The sequence below is a fragment of the Streptomyces odontomachi genome, from assembly GCF_024435355.1.
Classification (GTDB): domain Bacteria; phylum Actinomycetota; class Actinomycetes; order Streptomycetales; family Streptomycetaceae; genus Streptomyces; species Streptomyces odontomachi.
Window position 1 is genome coordinate 230,443 of the sequence record NZ_JAMJWG010000001.1, and the last position, 17,864, is coordinate 248,306.

The 17,864-nt window shown below is 71.4% G+C and carries 11 protein-coding genes; 3 read left to right on the plus strand and 8 right to left on the minus strand.

The features are described from left to right. Positions 1-81: 81 nt before the first annotated feature. Entirely contained in the window at positions 82-1,743 is a 1,662-nt protein-coding gene (locus NQO67_RS00955) for an AMP-binding protein (protein ID WP_255945306.1), read from the minus strand. A gap of 806 nt (positions 1,744-2,549) precedes the next feature. Between NQO67_RS00955 and NQO67_RS00960 the strand changes: the two genes are divergently transcribed. After that, positions 2,550-4,172 carry an HAL/PAL/TAL family ammonia-lyase gene (locus tag NQO67_RS00960; protein ID WP_255945308.1) on the plus strand — a complete coding sequence of 541 codons (1,623 nt, stop codon included), beginning with the start codon at positions 2,550-2,552 and terminating at the stop codon, positions 4,170-4,172. Between the two features lie 123 nt (positions 4,173-4,295). Here NQO67_RS00960 and NQO67_RS00965 read toward each other — a convergent pair whose 3' ends face one another. From NQO67_RS00965 to NQO67_RS00980, 4 genes are all read right to left on the minus strand, one after another. Then, entirely contained in the window at positions 4,296-4,622 is a 327-nt protein-coding gene (locus NQO67_RS00965) for a hypothetical protein (protein WP_255945310.1), read from the minus strand. A gap of 766 nt (positions 4,623-5,388) precedes the next feature. After that, complete coding sequence (locus tag NQO67_RS00970) at positions 5,389-9,204, minus strand: trypsin-like peptidase domain-containing protein (RefSeq protein WP_255945312.1); 3,816 nt, start codon at positions 9,202-9,204, stop codon at positions 5,389-5,391. A gap of 132 nt (positions 9,205-9,336) precedes the next feature. Further along, on the minus strand, positions 9,337-9,699 hold the full coding sequence (locus NQO67_RS00975) for a CU044_2847 family protein (RefSeq protein WP_255945314.1): 363 nt from the start codon (positions 9,697-9,699) through the stop codon (positions 9,337-9,339). A gap of 92 nt (positions 9,700-9,791) precedes the next feature. Then, entirely contained in the window at positions 9,792-11,882 is a 2,091-nt protein-coding gene (locus tag NQO67_RS00980) for an MMPL family transporter (RefSeq protein ID WP_255945316.1), read from the minus strand. A gap of 87 nt (positions 11,883-11,969) precedes the next feature. On the opposite strand from NQO67_RS00980, the gene NQO67_RS00985 reads away from it, so the two are divergent. Then, positions 11,970-12,470 (plus strand): MarR family winged helix-turn-helix transcriptional regulator, encoded by a 501-nt coding sequence (locus NQO67_RS00985; RefSeq protein WP_255945318.1) that lies wholly within the window; start codon positions 11,970-11,972, stop codon positions 12,468-12,470. 7 nt (positions 12,471-12,477) lie between these two features. Here NQO67_RS00985 and NQO67_RS00990 read toward each other — a convergent pair whose 3' ends face one another. Further along, complete coding sequence (locus tag NQO67_RS00990) at positions 12,478-14,718, minus strand: serine/threonine-protein kinase (protein ID WP_255945320.1); 2,241 nt, start codon at positions 14,716-14,718, stop codon at positions 12,478-12,480. Between the two features lie 274 nt (positions 14,719-14,992). Between NQO67_RS00990 and NQO67_RS00995 the strand changes: the two genes are divergently transcribed. Next, a complete protein-coding gene (locus NQO67_RS00995; RefSeq protein WP_255945322.1) occupies positions 14,993-15,583 on the plus strand; it encodes a snapalysin family zinc-dependent metalloprotease in 591 nt (196 codons plus the stop codon). Positions 15,584-15,731: 148 nt separating this feature from the next. On the opposite strand, the gene NQO67_RS01000 is transcribed toward NQO67_RS00995, so the two are convergent. Continuing rightward, complete coding sequence (locus NQO67_RS01000; protein WP_255945324.1) at positions 15,732-16,376, minus strand: GNAT family N-acetyltransferase; 645 nt, start codon at positions 16,374-16,376, stop codon at positions 15,732-15,734. A 127-nt stretch (positions 16,377-16,503) separates the two neighbouring features. Next, on the minus strand, positions 16,504-17,859 hold the full coding sequence (locus NQO67_RS01005) for an aspartate aminotransferase family protein (protein WP_255945326.1): 1,356 nt from the start codon (positions 17,857-17,859) through the stop codon (positions 16,504-16,506). Positions 17,860-17,864: the final 5 nt, after the last annotated feature.

The window sequence follows — 17,864 nt, forward strand, 5'->3', positions numbered from 1 at the left end:
GGGGGCGGAGCAGGCAGGGACGTTGTGGGCGAGGTCGGGCGGTGCGCGTCGGCGGCCAGGGAAGGCGCCGGGGTGAGCGGGTCAGTCGCTGCTGACGGCGCTGGGCAGGGGTTCGGGCGGGCAGCCGCGCCCCTCCACCAGCCGCCGCACGGCCGCCTTGTCGACCTTGCCGACGCCGACCCGCGGAAGTTCCTCGGCCAGCAGGAGCCGGTCGGGAAGTTTGTAGGGGGCCAGGCCCTGCTCGGTCAGGTAGCGCCGCAGCCGCCACAGGGTGAGCGGCTGGCCGTCCGCAGACGGGTCCGGGACGACGACGGCGCAGGTCCCCTCGCCGTAGATCTGATGGGGGAACCCGACGACGGCGACCGCGCGCACCAGCGGGTGGCGGACGAGCAGTGCCTCCACGTCGTCGGCGGGGATCTTCTCGCCGGCCCGGTTGATCACGTCCTTCAGCCGGCCGGTCACCACGACGTTGCCGTCGGGGGTCATCCGCACCAGGTCGCCGGTGCGGTAGTGCCCCTCGGGCCCGAAGCGGCCCGTCTCCCGCTCGGCCCGGCCCGCGTAGGCGGTGATGACGCTGGGGCCGCGCACCCACAACTCGCCTTCCTCGCCGGCGGGAACCGGGCGTCCGTCCTCCCCGACGACGAGCAGCTCATCCCCGGGCGCCACGGGCCTGCCCTGGACGGCCACGACGACTTCGTCGGGGTCGTCGAGCCGGGTGAAGCACACCAGGCCCTCGCTCATCCCGTACCCCTGCTGCAAGCGCCAGCCCAGCTCCGTGCGGACCCGGCCTGCCGTCACCGGGTCCAGGCGGGCACCACCGACCTGGATGACGGGCTTCAGGTCCCGCGGCACGGGACGCAGGGGTGCATACTCCAGCAGCTGCTCGACGAGGGCCGGGACGAGCGCGCAATGGGTGGGTCGCACCGACTCGAACAGATCGAGCAGCAACTCGACGTCCCCTTCCGCAGCCAGCGCGACGGCTCCCCCGCTGGCCAGCGTCCCCAGCACACCGGGGTAGGCACAGGTGAAGCAGTGCGTCGCCGGCAGTGCGGCCAGGTAGACGCTTTCCGGCCCGAGACCGGCGACGACCGAGGCGTGACGCAGGACGAAACCGAGCGCTTCATGGGTGCGAGGAACCGGCTTGGGAGGGCCCGTGGTGCCGCTGGAGAGGAAATACAGGGCAGTGTCTCCAGCTTGCGTCCGGTGCGTAGGGCGCTGGGCAGAAGGGGCCGCCGCGCCCAGCGCCTCCTGGAGGTCGACTTCTCCCGGGCCCAGGGCCTCGCTGCCGCCCAGCACCAGGGTCGTGGCCAGGGCGGACTGGTGATGACGCAGCTCGCGCACCATCTCCGGGTGGTCGAAGGCACCGCTCCGGGCGGGAACGGCTGCCGCCACCGGGGCCAGATCGGCAACCACCGGCAGGAGTTCGTGCCGCCGCAGCGCCGGATGCGCCAGGATCGGCGGGCAGCCCATGCGCAGCAGGGCCAGGGTGAGCGCCAGCAACTCGACGGAATTGGGCAGCTGGACGAGTACCGGACGCGGCGCCTTCAACCCCAGGTCCGTCAGGCCCTGCGCCGCTGCGTCCACGGCTGAAGCGAGCCCGGCATGCGTGAGCGCCTGCGCGCCGACGACCGCGGGACGGTCACCTGCGCCGGCCGCATGACGTAGCACCAGCTCATCGAGCCGCTCGGGGCGCCACCAGCCTCTGGCCCGGTACAGGGCAGGGCTTGCTCCATCCGTCTCCACGGGCATCCCTTCGGCGATCTATCCACGAACTACGCATCATCGGCGTAAGAGACCATAACTGCACTAAAAGCTTCAGGATAGGAGATTCATCGCTTCGTGTGACACGATCTGTCCAGGAGCCTCGCAGGAGGTGAAGTGCAGGGGCAGGGAGCCGGGTCACGATTCCCCGGCCGGCCGCCCATGAAGACGTCCCGACCCGAGCGGCGAGGTGTGCGCGTGTGTCCTCGCCAGCGGGCGACGGGCGGCTGGGGTCCTGCTCGCCCGACCTGGTCGAGCAGGACCTCGCCGGCGCCTTCCACCGGGCCCGCATGACGCTCCGTCCGACTCTCGCTCCTGGCTCAGGAGCACCACAGGCCACCTCCGCCCTGCCGCCGTGGCCGTCCTTACCGGCGAGCCACGGGCCCGCGATCCGCTGCGTACTCGTGGCGCGGCAGCCTCTTCTGGCTGCGATCCATACAGGTGAACCACGTTGGGGCGGGGCAGCGCCTTGCCGCGCGCAGGGAGGACGGGCGGCCGTGCGCACCGAGCCACGTGTCCGTTCGGCAGGACGAGACAACCCGGCTTTTCCGGCGCCTCAACGCCAGCATCTCGCCGCTGACCTGCCGGAACGGTTCGCCGTTACCTATACCGGGCCTGCCACGTTCACCCAGGTCACCCGGGAGGACTTCGCGGGCCTGTGTCTCGCCGAGGTCAACGCTCGGGGCCAGCGTTCCTGACCAGAAACGGCATTGGGGAACCTGCCGGCTCGTACACGCGGCAGGCACCACGATGTCCAGCCCGCCCTCACCATCCGCAAAGGTTGCGCCATGCCCGTACCCCCTCTTCCCACCTCAACCGTGCTGACGACTCTTGCTCTGGACGGGCACAGCCTCACTCTCGATCACGTATCCTCCGCCGCCACCCGGCCCGGCCCGGTGGTCTGCGCGCTGACGGACGAGGCCCGGGTTCGCATGGCGGCCTCGGTACGTGTCAAGAACGACCTGATCGCTTCAGGTGCCGCCCTGTACGGCGTCACCACCGGCTTCGGCGACAGCAGTGACCGACAGATCTCGGCCGCCAAAGCGGAGGCCCTCCAACGCAACCTCTTGCGGTTTCTGCGGGCGGGGGTGGGCTCGTACGCGCCCGACGACGTCGTGCGGGCCACCTTGCTCATCCGTGCGAACTGCGCGGCCCGCGGCTCCTCCGCCATCCGTGAAGAACCCGTCACGCTGCTGCTCGAGCTGCTCCGCGCCGATCTCCTGCCGCTCATCCCCGAACGCGGCTCGGTCGGCGCCAGCGGCGACCTGGCTCCGCTGAGCTACGTCGCGGCCGTGCTCACCGGCGAAGGCAACGTGCGCTGCCAGGGTCGCGAGCTGCCCGCGGCCGAGGCGCTACGCGCGCGCGGCCTGCACCCCGTCCACCTCCGGGCCAAGGAGGGCCTCGCCCTGGTCAACGGCACGTCGTTCATGACCGCCTACGCCACCCTCGCGCACGCCGAAGCCCGCGAACTGGCCTGGATCGCGGAGCTGTGCACCGCCTGGGCCACCGAGGTCCGGCGCGGCCCTGCCGAACAGTTCGACGCCTTTCCCCACACCCACAAGCGGCACCGCGGGCAGGCCGCCAGCGCCGCTCACATCCACCGCCTGCTCACCGGCTCCCGCCTGACCGCCGTACCACCGAGCGCGGAGACCTCCGAGACCGGCTACGCCGAACTCGACCGCAACATCCAAGACCCCTACTCCCTGCGCTGCGCACCCCATGTCATCGGCGTACTGCGCGACACCCTGGAATGGACCGGTCATTGGCTGACAACCGAGATCAACTCCTCCAACGACAACCCGCTGTTCGACGCCGCCACCGGCCGTGTCCACAACAGCGGCAACTTCTACGGCGGACACGTCGCCCAGGCCGCCCAAGCGTTGACCAGCGCCGCCGCCTCCGTGGCCGACCTCCTCGACCGCCAGCTCCAATTGCTCCTCGACGACTCCTACAGCAGGGGCCTCCCCGCGAACCTGGTCGCCCCGGTCGCCTCGGCCGAAGCAGGGGTACACCACGGCTTCAAGGGCACGCAGTTGACCGCCTCGGCCCTCACCGCGGAGGCACTGCACCTGACCATGCCGGTCAGTTCCTTCTCCCGGTCCACCGAATCCCACAATCAGGACAAGGTCAGCATGGGCACGATCGCTGCCCGGCACGCCCGCACCTCGATCGGCCTTGCCACCGAGGTTGCCGCGATCACCCTGCTCGCCCTGGCCCAGGCTGCTGATCTACGGGGCCCGCACCTCCTCGCTCCGGCCACCCGCGCGGCACACACCACGATGCGTCAGTCCATCGCCTTCCTCGACCAGGACCGGCCCCTCGACACCGACATCCATCGCGCCACCGCCCTGATCCGCACTGCCGCCATCCGACGACTTTCCGATGCGAGCGAAGCCGCTCACAGCGTCTGACAGAAGTCAGGCAGAGGGCGAGGCGGCCTCCGACGACGGTGAGGACCTTCTCCCACGTCCCGTCGACGGCTCACCTGGACCCCACAGACGCAACCCGCCCGGAGACGACTGGCGGGACGGCCCTTAGTACGTACAGGGGGCAGTGTCCGTGCCGTTGCGTGCCACGACCACGGTGGCGACTCGTCCGCGGTGCCGGGGGAGTGCCTTCACGGGTGTGCCGTAGCTGAGTTCGGTGAGCTTTGCGTCGTCTGAGACGGGTGCGTTGAAGGCGTAGAAGTGGAATCTGGCGTGCACGGCTGCCGCCTCACCCACGATCGCCTTGGTGCTCTGCCAGGTGTTCGCGTCGACAGCATCGACGGCCACGCTTGCAAGGTAGTACTCGCGGTCGGTCTCACTGCGGAACGCGACCCATGTGCGGTAGCCGTTGGGCGCGCGGCCTGTTCCCCTCATGCTGGTACAACGTGGGATCAGGCCCTTCGAGGGGCGGACGAAGGCGAGGTCGGAGCCGTTTGACGGGGATGCAGTCGTCGGCTTCGGGGCGGCTGAGTGCGTGGCTTTCTGCGGTGCCGGTAATCGCGGAGACGAGGTGTGGAAGCCGAAGTAGAGGCCGGTGATCGCCGAGGCGAGTCCCGCTACTGCTCCGAGTACGTTCCAGGTGTGGATGCCCAGTCCGAATCGTCTGACTTCCCCGAGCTGCCCGCGCCGAGGCTCGGCCGGCTCGACGTCGGAAGCGCCGGGGGCTTCGCGGTTCTCAGTGGTGGGCTCGTCCCCGGAGCGGGAGTCGACACCAGAATCTGAGGAAGGGCTGCTCATCGTTCCCCCCAGGATGAATGCAGCTCGGCAGGGAACTGCTCGACCTTGAGGCTTTTCATCCTAGGCGGGCGGGGTCGCACGAGCTTCGCAGCAGCGATCTGAGGTCTGCGTCCTCCGGCGGTGGACTGGAAGGCGTGGATCAGTACTGTCTGGCGCGGGTCCGGTATCCCGACTGACGTATCGGGACGGCCCCGCGCAGCTGACGCGGCGGCCCACGCAGGACTCGTCAGTCGCCGGTGGCATCGGACCAGGCGGATGCGTGGTCGTACGCCTCCGCCGGCGAAGGCGTACGGTTCGAGGCCGTTCGCACGGCGCTCGGCGGCACCAACGACGCGTACGGATACGTCGCCTCGCAGCGCACACCCGCCCGGGTGCACGCACGCGGCCGGCTTCGTACGAGGCGTCAGGCGGTGCCGAGTGACGGACGTGGGGCGGGCTCGGTGCCCAGGGTCTCGTGCAGCCACGTCTCGCCGGAGGGCGGATGGCGGGTGAGGGTGGGAAGCAGCTGGCGGGCCGCCTGCGTGGCCTGGCCACGGCCCGTGCCGGTGGTGCGGTAGCGGCGGAGGGCGGTCCAGAGGCGTTCGACATCCGGGTCCGGATCGCCGTCGTACGCTGCGCCCTCACCGGCCGATTCGGGCGTGCTGCCGAGGCCCGTGCCGGGTGGGGCGATGTCGAAAAGGGCGTACAGCGCGGCATGACGCAGCCGCAGCTCCGAGCTCAGGGCGGCGGATACGCTCGTGCCGTCGGCCCGGTCGAGCGCGGCGACCGCGCGCGTCAGTGCCTCCCCACCGCGTGCCGGCTCGTCGAGGTGGACGTGGGCGGCGCTCAGGTCGATCAGGGCGGTCACGAGGTGGGGCAGGGTGTCGCAGCGCCGCCAGTGGTCGACGGCCCGGGCGCGCAGGTCCTTTGCGGTCCGGTGGTCGTCGAGGCCTTCTGCCGCACGCGCCCCGTTCCCGCACGCGACGGCCGCGGACCACCAGTCGCCGATCCTCGTGCACGCGGTGACGGCGCGCTGCGCCAGTACGAGCGCCTCGGAGTGGTTTCCCATCCACAGCTCCGCGCGCTGTCTTTGAAAGAGCGCCGACGCCCGTAGCTCCGCGGTGCCGTGTCCCTCAGCAAGTTCATGGGCCTGGCGCGCCAGGGCGCCGGCCTCTTCCGGACCCGCCGTTTCGAAGGCCAGTTTGGAGTTGTTGACGGCGACAGGGACGGCGGTGGCCGCCAGGCCCAGGGCGGTCAGCGCCGCGACCGAGCGCCGGCCGGACGTCAGGGCACCCGCTGCGTCGCCCTGGCTCCACTGCATGAGCGAGATCACGAAGTCGGCCTCGGCAGCGCCTGCGGGCAGGCCGTGGGACCCGGCGATGTCACGGGCCCGTCGCGCGTGCCCCAGTGCGCGCGCACCGTCGGTGTCCCGCAGCAGCTCCGCGTTGTCCCAGCACAGTCGTACGGCTTCGGCCGCTTCCCCGCGGCGCAGGTGGAGGGCGACGCGTACGTCGTTGGCCGCGACCTCGCCGTCGAGTTCGCCGCGTGTCCGGTACAGGCCTGTCACCCCCTCCGCCAGTTCCAGGGCCAGATCGAGCCATCCCCGTTCCTCCGCCATGCGCTGCGCCGCGTGGAAGCGGGCCGGGTCGAGGGCACCGGACAGCTCCGCGTCGGGATCTTCCCGGTTGATCCGGCCGAGCCGGTCGCGCAGGAAGGCGACGGAGCGGTACGTGACGTCATGCACGTCCTCCTCCGGCTCCTCCTGCGCCAGGCGCTCCTTGGCGAAGAGCAGGACCAGGTCGAAGAGCGCGAAGGAGGCGAGCACGCCGCCGGAGAAGGTGGGAACGAAGGCGGCGTGTCGGGCGAGGCTGCGGTCGACGAGCCTGTTCAGGAGCAGCTCCTGGCGCAGCGCCGGGGCGGCGAGGCAGGCGCCCAGTTCCTCGCCGGTCGTCACCGCGCCGGGCACGGCGGCAACCAACCGGAAGGTGCGGCGTGCCGCGGCGTCCAGGTTGTCGTAGCTGAGCCTGATGGCCGCGCGCACCGCTCGGTCGCCCGAGTCCAGGTAGTCGAGCCGGGTCGCTTCCTCCTCCAGCAGGTGCAGCAGGTAGTCCACCGGCAGGTCGGGGCGGCTCGCCAGCCGTCCGCCGACCATCCGCAGCGCCAGCGGCACGTCCGCACAGAGCCGGGCCAACCTGCGCAGTACGGCAGGGTCGTGCCTGCGCTCGGGGTCGCACGCGGCGAGCACCCGGGCCGCGGCGTCGCGCTTCAGCGGCTCCACGCGGAAGACGAGCGACCGGTCGGCGTAGCCCTGGACGCGGTCTCGGGAGGTGACGATGACCGCGCAGGTGGCCGGGGGCTTCACCAGGGGAGCGACGTGGGCGGCGTCCAGGGCGTCGTCCAGCACCAGCAGCACCCCCCGGCCGTGGAGCTCCGCAGCGAACCGGTCGAACAGCGCGGCGTCGCCAAGGCGCTCCCCCGCCCCGAGGTCCGCGCCGGCGTCGAGCCCCAGCGCCTCCGCCGCCATCCGCGCGGCGGTGAGGGCGGGTCTTCGGGCGTTCGGGACCAGGCCGTGGAGGTCGAGGTGGAGGACCCCGCCGGGGAAGTCCGGCACGAGTGCGCGGGCGGCCTCGACGGCCACGGTGGAGGTGCCGACGCCCGGCTGCCCCGACAGGAACGCGGTCGCCTTGCCGTGTCGTGCCATGGCCCTGCGCACCTTGCGGACCACGTCGGCAACCAGATCGGTACGGCCGAGAACGAAGGGATCGGGATCGGGAAGGCGGCACATCCGGGCTGCGACCGAGGCCCGCCGTGCGCGGCGCTCGACCTCGGCAGCCACGGGGGCGGCGGTGGTCGTCCCATCGTGCTGGCCCTGGGCGGGGTTCGGGTCCCGGTTCAGGTCGGGGTCCCGGTTCGGGTCCGGATCCGGCGTACGGATCATGACGGCGCGGGTGGAGGCCGTACGCAGCGCCGGGAGCCGTGCGGTGAGGGCGGTGAGGAAGGCCTCGAGGTGAGGGGTCCGGCCGTCGGTGAGCACCGCCCGCAACTGCCGCCGGCACACTGCGGAGAGTTCGACGAAGAGCTCTCCGGAGAGTTCGTCGACCAGGACGTGCCGAAGGGAGTCGAGCAGCGTGCAAGAGGTTTGGGGTGCGGAGTCGCTCGGGCCGGAGCCGTTCAGTTCGGTGTCCGGTGGCTCGGTGCCGTACGGGTCGTTCTGCGGGCGTACGCCGTCCGGCGAGGCCGACCAGCGGCACAGGGCCTCCTCGTGCTCCGGGTGCGAGAGCAGCAGCACCCGAGGGTCGAGCCCGCGCAGCCGGGTGCGGCGCCGGAAGTCCCGTACGACGTCGCCTGCGCATCGGCCGTGGGCGACGGCCCGCGACAGGAGCCACTCCGCCGCGTCCACGGCCCCGCCGACGCCGCGGTACGCGTCGTCCAGCGCCATCAGCGCACGGGCGGCCTCCACCGCGGCCTCATTCAGGCCCCCGACACCTTCGTGCGCCGCCCGGCCTGGGGCGGGCCCCGGATCCGGGGCGCCGCGGGCGGCCATCGTGCCGGCCGGTCCGCGGACCAGGGCGGTGTCCACGGTACGGAGGGACAGCACGGTGCCGACCTCGTCGGCGAAGACCAGCCGCCGACGCACGTCGATCCCAGGAACGGTCGACAACAACGCGGCGACGTCCTCGACCCGGGCCACCCACACGGAGCCCCGCAGCCAGCCGTCCGCGCTGTTGTACCGCGCCGAGACCACGCCGACGGCAGCACGATCCGACAGTCGCAGCACGGGGGCACCGCTCATCCCCGGCATGACGTCCGCAGACCTGACGCGCCACAGCATCACCCGGCCATCCCGCACGGTGCCGCCCTGCCAGCTCCCCGAGGCATCGAGCGACTGGTAGGTGTGGCCAGGGTCGTCGACCTCGGCGACGCCGGTCACGACGACGTCCGCCTGGAAGGCCACCGGGTGCATGGAGACGGGGACCGACTCCGCCAGCGGCTCGGCCCGGCGCACCACAGCGAGGTCCCGGGGCTCGTCGACCGCCACCACCTGCGCGGGCGCGCGCTGCGCTGCTCCGTTCAGGGCGTCCACGGACAACGACGCACCGGTCCGGTCGCATCCGAGGTCCGCGAGGACGTGCGCCGCCGTCACCAGCACGCCGGGGGACACCTGGAAGCAGGTACCCACGGGCGTACCGTCGACGTCGAGGATCCGGCCCAGGAAGCCGGGGACCCTCGCGTCCGCCACCGCGTCCACCACCTTTGCGCTCCCGTCTCTCCGCGAACGCCGCTGCCGCGTACATCTCCTTACGGACGGCGCAGCCAGGTGCGCAGTTCCGTCTCGGGTGCGTGGTCCCGTCCCGGCATACGCCGCGGGCGGTCAGTCGGCGCGGTCGGCTGCGGTGCCGCTCTGCTCAGCTCGGGGCGCGGGATACTTCAGCCGGACCACCAGCGATGCTTCGCCGGCCGCGCCGGCGACCACGAGGTTGCCCTGTGTGGAGAACTTCAGCCCGAACTCCACCTCCACCTGCTCGGGGCGGGTTGCCTCGTGCCTCAGCCGGCAGATGGCCTCCCCGGTGGCGGAGGCGATCTCCACGATCGCGTCACGCGCGTGGTCGAAGGCGTCCACGACCCGTCCGCTCGCGTTCCGCAACCGCGAGGTCGGCTCCGACCCGGCGACTGCGACCGTCTCGACCAGGAGGTCAACGTCACCAACACGCAGCGGAAGTAGTCGACTTGTCATGCGGACACCTTCCCATAGCGAGCTTCGCCGCGCCGTGCGACAACGGGGACCGGCGAAACCCGCGGCCACCTCGGGTGCAGACCAGGCCCCGCTCATCGGTGCCGGTCTCCTGCACGCGGCCTCGGTGCGTTGGGCCACCAGGCGCGGACGCCCATGTCGCGGACCAGGGCGGGGACGAGCAGGGAACGGACGACGAGAGTGTCCAGCAGCACGCCGAACGCCACGATGAAGGAGATCTGGGCGAGGAACGACAACGGGATGACGATGAGCGCGGCAAACGTCGCGGCGAGGACCACCCCAGCCGATGTGATCACTCCGCCGGTGGCGGTCAGCCCGCGCTGCACGCCTTCGCGTACCCCGTGGAGCAGCGACTCCTCGCGCACCCGGGTCATCAGGAAGATGTTGTAGTCCACGCCCAGGGCCACGAGGAAGACGAAGCCGTACAGCGGCACCGAGGCGTCCGTGCCGCTGAAGCCGAAGAGGTGCCGGAAGACCAGCGAGGACACCCCGAGCGTCGCTGCGAAGTTGAGCGCGACCGTGGCCACCAGGAGCACCGGCAGCATCAGGGATCGCAGGAGCCCGATGAGGATGACGAGGATGATGAGCAGCACCACCGGAACGATGATGGTCCGATCATGGGCCGCGGTGGTCTGCGTGTCGTACCGCTGGGCCGTGTAGCCACCCACCAGCACGTCGGCGCCCGGGATGGCATGCGTGGTCTTCCGCAGCCGCCGGACCGTGTCCTTCGCCGCGTTGCTGTCGGGGGCGTCCTGGAGGGTGGCATCGATCTCCACCCGGTCGCCGACGACTTTCGGCGGACCTCCCGGCCGCCCACCCGCCCCGACCGGTGCTGCCTCGCTCACGCCCTCCGTCGCCTCGGCTGCTCTCGTCACCGCCGAGGCCCGCCCGGCCCGGGAGATCAGTACGACGGGTTGCCCGGACCCGCCTGGGAAGTGAGCGTCCAGCGCGTGCTGGGCCTCGACCGAGGACGCCTTGTTGATGAAGGTCTCGTCCAGGGGCACCCCCGCGGAGTGCAGCGTCGGCGCGAACGACGCGAGGAGCGCCAGCACGACCAGCGTGCCCGCCCAGATGGGCCGCGGGCCGCGGTCCACTCGGACGGCGACACGACGCCAGAGAGCATGCCCACCGCCACCCGACCCGGAGGGGCTCGGACGTGACGGCCAGTAAGCGGCAGGGCCGAGCAGGAGGAGTACCGCCGGTAGGAAGGTGAGGGTGGCCAGCACCGCGCACACGATGCCGATGGCTCCGACCGGCCCGAGCGCCCGGTTGTTGGTCAGGTCGCTGAGGAGCAGTGCGAGCAGGCCCAGGGCGACGGTGGCGGCGCTCGCGGCGATGGCGGCCACGGAGCGACGCAGCGCGTCGCGGGCGGCAGCAAACCGATCACCGTGCCTGGCCAGTTCCTCCCTGAACCGGGCGGTGAGCAGCAGCGCGTAGTCAGTCGCTGCACCGATGACCAGGATGGAGAGGATGCCCTGCACCTGGCCGTCGACGCGCACCACGTCGTGCCGGGCGAGCGTGTACACCACGGCGCAGGCCAGTCCCAGGGCGAAGACGGCGCTGAGGATGACCAGGAACGGCATCAGGACGCTGCGGTAGACCAGCAGAAGGATCACCAGCACCGCCACCAGTGCCACGGCGAGCAGGAGGCCGTCGATGCCGGAGAACGCGTCGGACAGGTCGGCCTGGGTGGCGGCGGGGCCGGCGATCTGAGCACGGGACCCGTCCACGACGTTCACCTCGGACCTGAGCGCGGCGACGGTGTCCGGCAGTTTCCTGCCGAGGTCGGGCCGGAGCTGGATCACGCCCTGAAGGGCCCGGCCGTCCTCGGCGCGCAGCAGGGGTGAAGGTGCCCCGACCGCCCCGTCCACCCGGGCCGCGGCAGCGAGCGCCCGGCCGGCCCGGGCGCGCTGGCTCGCGGTGATCGGGCCGTCGTCGCCGGTCCACACCACGACGGCGGGCAGGGTCTCGCCCTGCCGGAAGTCCTTCTGCCTGTCGAGGACCCGGGTGGACTCCGCGCCCTGCGGGAGGAACGCGGCCTGGTCGTTGGTGGCGACCTCGCTCAGCCTGCCCGCATAGGGACCGAGCGTTCCACCGATGCCCAGCCAGGCAACGAGGACGACCACGGGGACCAGCCAGCGGAACGATCGGGGCTGGCTTGTCATGGACTCTCCCAGGGGTGGCGCGGAGGTGAGCGGGCGGTGACTCCACCGTGAAGTATCTCGACGATGAAGGTTTACTAGACTGTACGCATGCCACTCGACGGCGAAGGCGAACAAGCGGCTCTCGACGACGTCGACCTGAGCGGCTTCGCCAGGGAACTGCGCCTGATGAACAGCGAGTTCAACCGCGTCGCCCACGACTTCGCCCGGTCCCGTGGGTTGCACCCCACCGACGTGCAGGCACTCATCGCCATCATGGACGCCCCCACCTCGCAGGGGTCCGCCATGACGCCGAGCGCGCTGTGCCACCACCTCCAGCTCACTTCCGGCGCGGTCAGTGCCTGCCTGGACCGCCTGGAGCGGGCCGGACACGTTCGCCGGTCCCGGGACACTCAGGACCGCCGGGTGGTCCACCTCGACCACTCACCGGCCGCCACCGCCGTGGCCCGGGCCTTCTTCCATCCCCTCGCCGACAGCACCCGCGTCGTACTGGAGGGCCTCTCCGGCGACGAACGGCGCACGGTGCTGGGCTTCCTGCACGCGCTCAACCAGGAGTTGGCGACGCGGCGAACGGAGGACCCCCGCCCCTGATCTCGACTTACTTCGCCGGCGGGCGGGGCTGATCAGGGCGTACGGAGAAGGCCGTGTCACCTGCCACGGCCACGATCGCGTCCCGCACGAGGATGACGCTCGGCATCCGTTTCTCCGCCGAGGACCCGGGATCGTCCAGCTTCTTCGTGGTCCACCGGGTGGCGCCCGTCGCACGGTCGAGGGCGACCAACCGGCCGTAGCGGTTGGCGAAGTAGAGGGTGCCGTAGGTCGTGGACCGGGTGGGTGCCGAGAGGTTTTCCACCTGCGTGTTCTTCTGCCACATCTGCTTGCCGCTGGTGGCGTCGACGGCGGTGACCGTGCCGTCCGGACGTACGAAGTACACGGTGCCGTCGATGAGGGTGGGCGTCCCCTGCACGGTGCTCTTCAGGGGCACGCGGGTGAGGGATCCGGAGTGCGGGTCGGCGCTCAGGAGGGCCGAGTGCGGGGCGTCGTCCCTGTTGTCGTCCGCAGCGTCCTGGCTTGCGAGCACGGCGAAGACCGGCCGTCCCGCGGCTGAGCCGAGCGGTTCCACCGTCAGGGGCAGTGGACTCAGTTCCTGTGGGGTGCCGTCGGCGGGATCGAGGCGCAGGAAGCCGACTTTGCCCTTGAAGGGGTCCTCCGCGTTCGTGCACAGACCGTAGGGGGCGCCCGCCAGCGCGAGAGGGGCGCAGCCGGTGCCCTGCGACGATGTCGCAGGGGCGCGCCAGAGGTCCTTGCCGGTGGCGGCATCGAGGGCGACGAACTCCTTCGCGCCGTCCGGCATCGCGAGGACGCCACCGCTGAACAGGGAGGCGGGGTGGCCCGCGTCGACGGTGCGGGTCCAGACCTGCTGGCCGGTGGCGGTGTCGATGGCCACGAGCTGCTGGGCCGAGTACACGGAGTCCTCGTCCGGCGGCACCGACACGTACACGAGTCGGCCCCGGACGCCGAGGGGCCGCTCTGCGGCCTGGCTGCTGTCGCCGAACCGCCATCGGACCCGGCCGGTCGCGGCATCGATCCGCGCGACGGTGAAGCCGGTCCCCGCGCAGTACACCGATGACCCGCCTGCCACGCAACCGGAGTCCACGGTGTCGACGTTGACGGCCGTTGACTCCTTGACGGGTCCGGTCAGATCCGTCCGCCAGGACCGCCAGCCGTCGGGCAGTGACACCGGGGCGGCGGAGGCGACGGCGCCGCCGGGCTGCTTGTCCGACGTGTTCGACTTGTCCGAGGTGAAGTAGTACGCCGACACGCCTGCAACGGTGACGGCCAACGCGGCGCCGACGGCGAGGACGAGCCGACTCGGCCGGCGCCGCCCCCGTCCGGGGGAACGTGTACTGCCCTGCGTCTCTGCCCGCGTGTCAGGCGCTTCGTGGCTCTCCCGCGCACCCAGCGTCCCCTGGCCGACCGGCTGTGCCGCGGTGGGCGCCCCGGCCGGCGGCGGGGGCAGGGCGGTGTCCGGCAGCGAGAAGAACAGCTCCTGCAACTCGTCGAGTCCCGGCCGCCGGTGCGGGTCCTTGTCCAGACAGCGCTCGACGATGGAACGAAGCGGTTGTGGAGTACGGTCCAGGGCCGGCTCGCCGTGCACGACCCGGTAGCCCGTCAGATACGGGCTGTCGCCATGGAACGGGCCCTTGCCGGTGGCCGCGTACACCAGCAGGGAGCCGAGCGAGAACACGTCGGACGCGGCGGAGACGTCGCGGGGCGAGGCGAACTGCTCCGGCGACATGAAGGGCGGTGTGCCCATCATCCGCCCGGTCACGGTGAGGGCCTGGTGATCGGCCGCGTGCGAGATGCCGAAGTCGATGACGCGTGGACCGTCCTCGGCCATCAGGACGTTGGCGGGCTTGAGGTCACGGTGCACCACGCCCACCCGGTGGATGTCCCGCAGCGCCTCGACCAGACCCAGCGCCAGCAGACGCAACGCACGCCCGAACAGCGGCCCTTCCTCCGCCACGACGCTGCTCAGCGTGCGGCCCGGCACGTACAGAGTTGCCATCCAGGGCTGCTCCGCGTCGGGGTCGGCATCCACGACGGGTGCGGTGAACGCCCCACTGACCCGGCGGGCAGCCGCGACTTCCTGCCGGAAGCGGACCCGGAACTCCTCATCCTGCGCGTACTGCGCGTGAACGACCTTGACCGCGACCCGGCGTCCTGAGGACGACTCTCCCAGGTGCACGATGCCCATGCCGCCGCTGCCAAGCTTGCCGAGAAGCGCATAACCGCCGATGAAGCCTGCGGACGCGGGTTGTCCGATGTTCCCCGGCATCGACGACAAGTCTTCCCAACCCTCCCGCGTCCCACAAGGCATGTTCTGCCGCAGCGGCCTCAGCGTAGCGCCTCAGCGGTACCGTGATCGACGCTCCGGCCGACGCGGCGTGCGTCAGCCACATGCGCACTCCTCCTCGATCCGCAACCGTCAGCTCAGGTTGAGCCAACTTGGCAGCGACCGAGGCCAGATCGCCGGCAGAGACGTTGTCGTGTCTGCCACGAACTCGTTTACTGCGGGTAGCAGCCGAGAATCAAGGAGGCGCATCAGTCTCATGATCAAGTCAATGGCCGTCCTGACGGCACTCGTCCCGGCCCTGCTGAGCACCACGGTGGGCGTCGCCTCGGCGCAGTCCGCGCCACACGCGACTGCGGCGGTGGTCACCCTGACCTATGACACCGGCGATGCCGGTCAGTGGGCGGGCGCGATCGATCAGGCGGCGCAGAACTGGAACGACGTGCTGCACAACGTGCGCCTGGAGCCGGCCAGTACCCCCGGCTCAGCCGACTACGTCTACGAGGCGACCAGCGGCTGGCCGCAGTCGACGTTGGGGCCGATCTTCCCCGGTGGCAACGGAGACGTGCAGTTGGGCCAGCAAGCGGTGGACGAGGGCTACGACACGATCCGGATCGCGGCGCACGAGACCGGGCACATCCTCGGGCTGCTCGACGACTACAGCGGCCCGTGCTCGGAGATCATGTCCGGCCACGGCCCCGGCACGTCCTGCACGAACGCCACGCCGGACGCGGCCGAGGCGGCGCAGGTCGACAGGAACTACGCCGCCGGCACGCGGGCGGTACTCCCGCGTCACCACCAAGTGGTGATCGACATCTGGTCCGGCAGGGTGCCCACCGGCTCGCGCTGACCGGCCGGCAGCATGCCTTCCGCAGCGTCAACCGGCCGCAGGGTGCCGGCCGGTTGACGCGTGCCGAGGAACCGGCGGTCCAGCGCCCGCTGCCACCTGCTGTCTCTGTCCGCACGCCAGGGCAGTACCAGGTGGCACGGCTCCTGCCCTAGCCGATACCCAGGACGGGCAGGCACTCCTCGACGCCGATCAGCTCGATGTCGTCCCGGCGGACCCGTTCCCACGCGTCCCGAGTGAGCCGCCACCGCTGGATCCGCGCGGGCTCGCCGCGACGGGTGTCCCAGTCCGTGCCGTTCGGTTCGTAGCCGAGGCCACGGGACACGCGGTGGGATGCTTCGTTGTCGACGAAGGCGTCGCTGCCGGCTTCGCGTGCGCCCAGCCCGGCGAAGGCCAAGTGGAGGACCGCCGCCCGCATTTCCCTGCCGAGCCCCCGTCCGCGGCTGGCGGGGGCCAGCCACGAGAAACTGGACACCGTGCCGAACCGTGCGAAGTCCGTGCCGATGAGGTCCTGCATGCCGGCCGGCTCGCCGTCGACGAGCACGGCGAAGTACAGCCGCCACGAGTCCGGGCTCACGCGAGCACGGCCCGCCCAGATGGCGCGCAGCCATTGCCATTCGCGTTCGGGGCTGTCGGCATAGAACGAGATCGGGTCGTCGAACGGCCACGGCTCGGCGTCGGCGACTCCGGCCCGCACGTGCGGCACGAGGAGTTCCAGCAGCTCGTCGGACGCGCCGGCCAGCGTCAGGCGCGGCGTGCGGACTGCGACGTTCAGCGGGGGATAGGTGTGGGCCACGCCCGGACGGTAGCCAGCCCGCCCGGCCGCCGCATCCGCTTTTCCCCAGGCGCCGACGGAGGTAGTCGGTTGCCGTACGCCCGCGTCTTTCCGTATACCCGCGGCGGTGCGGCAGGCCCGGCTCGCCTCACCGGTCCTCGGCAACCAGCTCGTCGGCGCGGTCGAGGACCCGGTCCATGATGGCCAGCCCCTCCCGTGCCTCGGCCTCGGTGATCGTGCACGGGGGTACCAGGTGCACCCGGTTGGAGTTGGTGAACGGCAGCAGCCCCAGCTCCTTGGCCGTGCGCACCACCTCGGCCATCACCGGGCTGCTGCCGCCCGTCGGCGCCACGGGGGTCCGTTCCTCCCGGTCGCCGACCAGCTCGATCGCCCAGAAGACACCGCGCCCGCGTACCTCGCCCACGCTCGGGTGCCGCGCGGCGAGCCCGGCCAGTTCGGGGCCCAGTACGTCGGCTCCGATGGTCCGCGCGTTGTCGATGATCTTCTCGTCCTCCATCGCCGTGATCGCGGCGACGGCGGCGGCGCACGCCAGCGGATGGCCCGAGTAGGTGAGGCCGCCGGGGTAGGGGCGCCGCGCGAAGAAGTCGGCGATCCGCTCGGAGATCGCGACCCCGCCCAGGGGCACGTAACCCGAGTTCACGCCCTTGGCGAAGGTCAGCAGGTCCGGCACCACGCCCTCGTCGGCGCTGACGAACCAGGAGCCGGTCCGGCCGAAGCCGGTCATCACCTCATCCACGATCAGCACGATCCCGTGGCGGTCGCACAGGTCCCGCACCCCGGCCAGATAGCCGGGCGGTGGGACCATGATCCCGGCGGTCCCCGGGATCGCCTCCAGCAGCACCGCCGCCACCGTCCGGGGGCCCTCGAGCTCGATCACCTGCTCCAGGTGTGCCAGGGCGCGCTCGCACTCCTGCTGCTCGGTGGTGGCGTGGAACTGGCTGCGATACAGGTAGGGCCCGAAGAAGCGCACGACACCCGCGGTGCCGTTGTCGTTGGACCAGCGGCGGGGGTCGCCGGTGAGGTTGATCGCGGTCTGCGTGCCGCCGTGGTACGAGCGGTACCGGGTGAGCACCTTCGGTCGCCCGGTGACCAGCCGCGCCATGCGCACGGCGTGCTCGTTCGCGTCGGCTCCGCCGTTGGTGAAGAACACCCGGTCCAGGTCCCCCGGGGTGCGTTCGGCGATCAGCCGTGCCGCCTCGCCACGCTGGTCGTTCGCGTGCTGCGGGGCGATCGTCGACAGCCGCTGCGCCTGTTCGGCGATGGCGGCCACCACACGGGGGTGCTGATGGCCGACGTTGGTGTTCACCATCTGCGAGGAGAAGTCCAGCAGCCTGTTCCCGTACCCGTCCCAGACGTGGCTGCCCTCGGCCCGTGTGATCACCATCGGGTCCAGGGCGGCCTGCGCCGACCAGGAGTGGAACACGTGGCGGCGGTCCAGTTCGTAGGTGCGGGCGGCTTCCGGGCCGAGGTGCCGTTCGGTCATGTCTG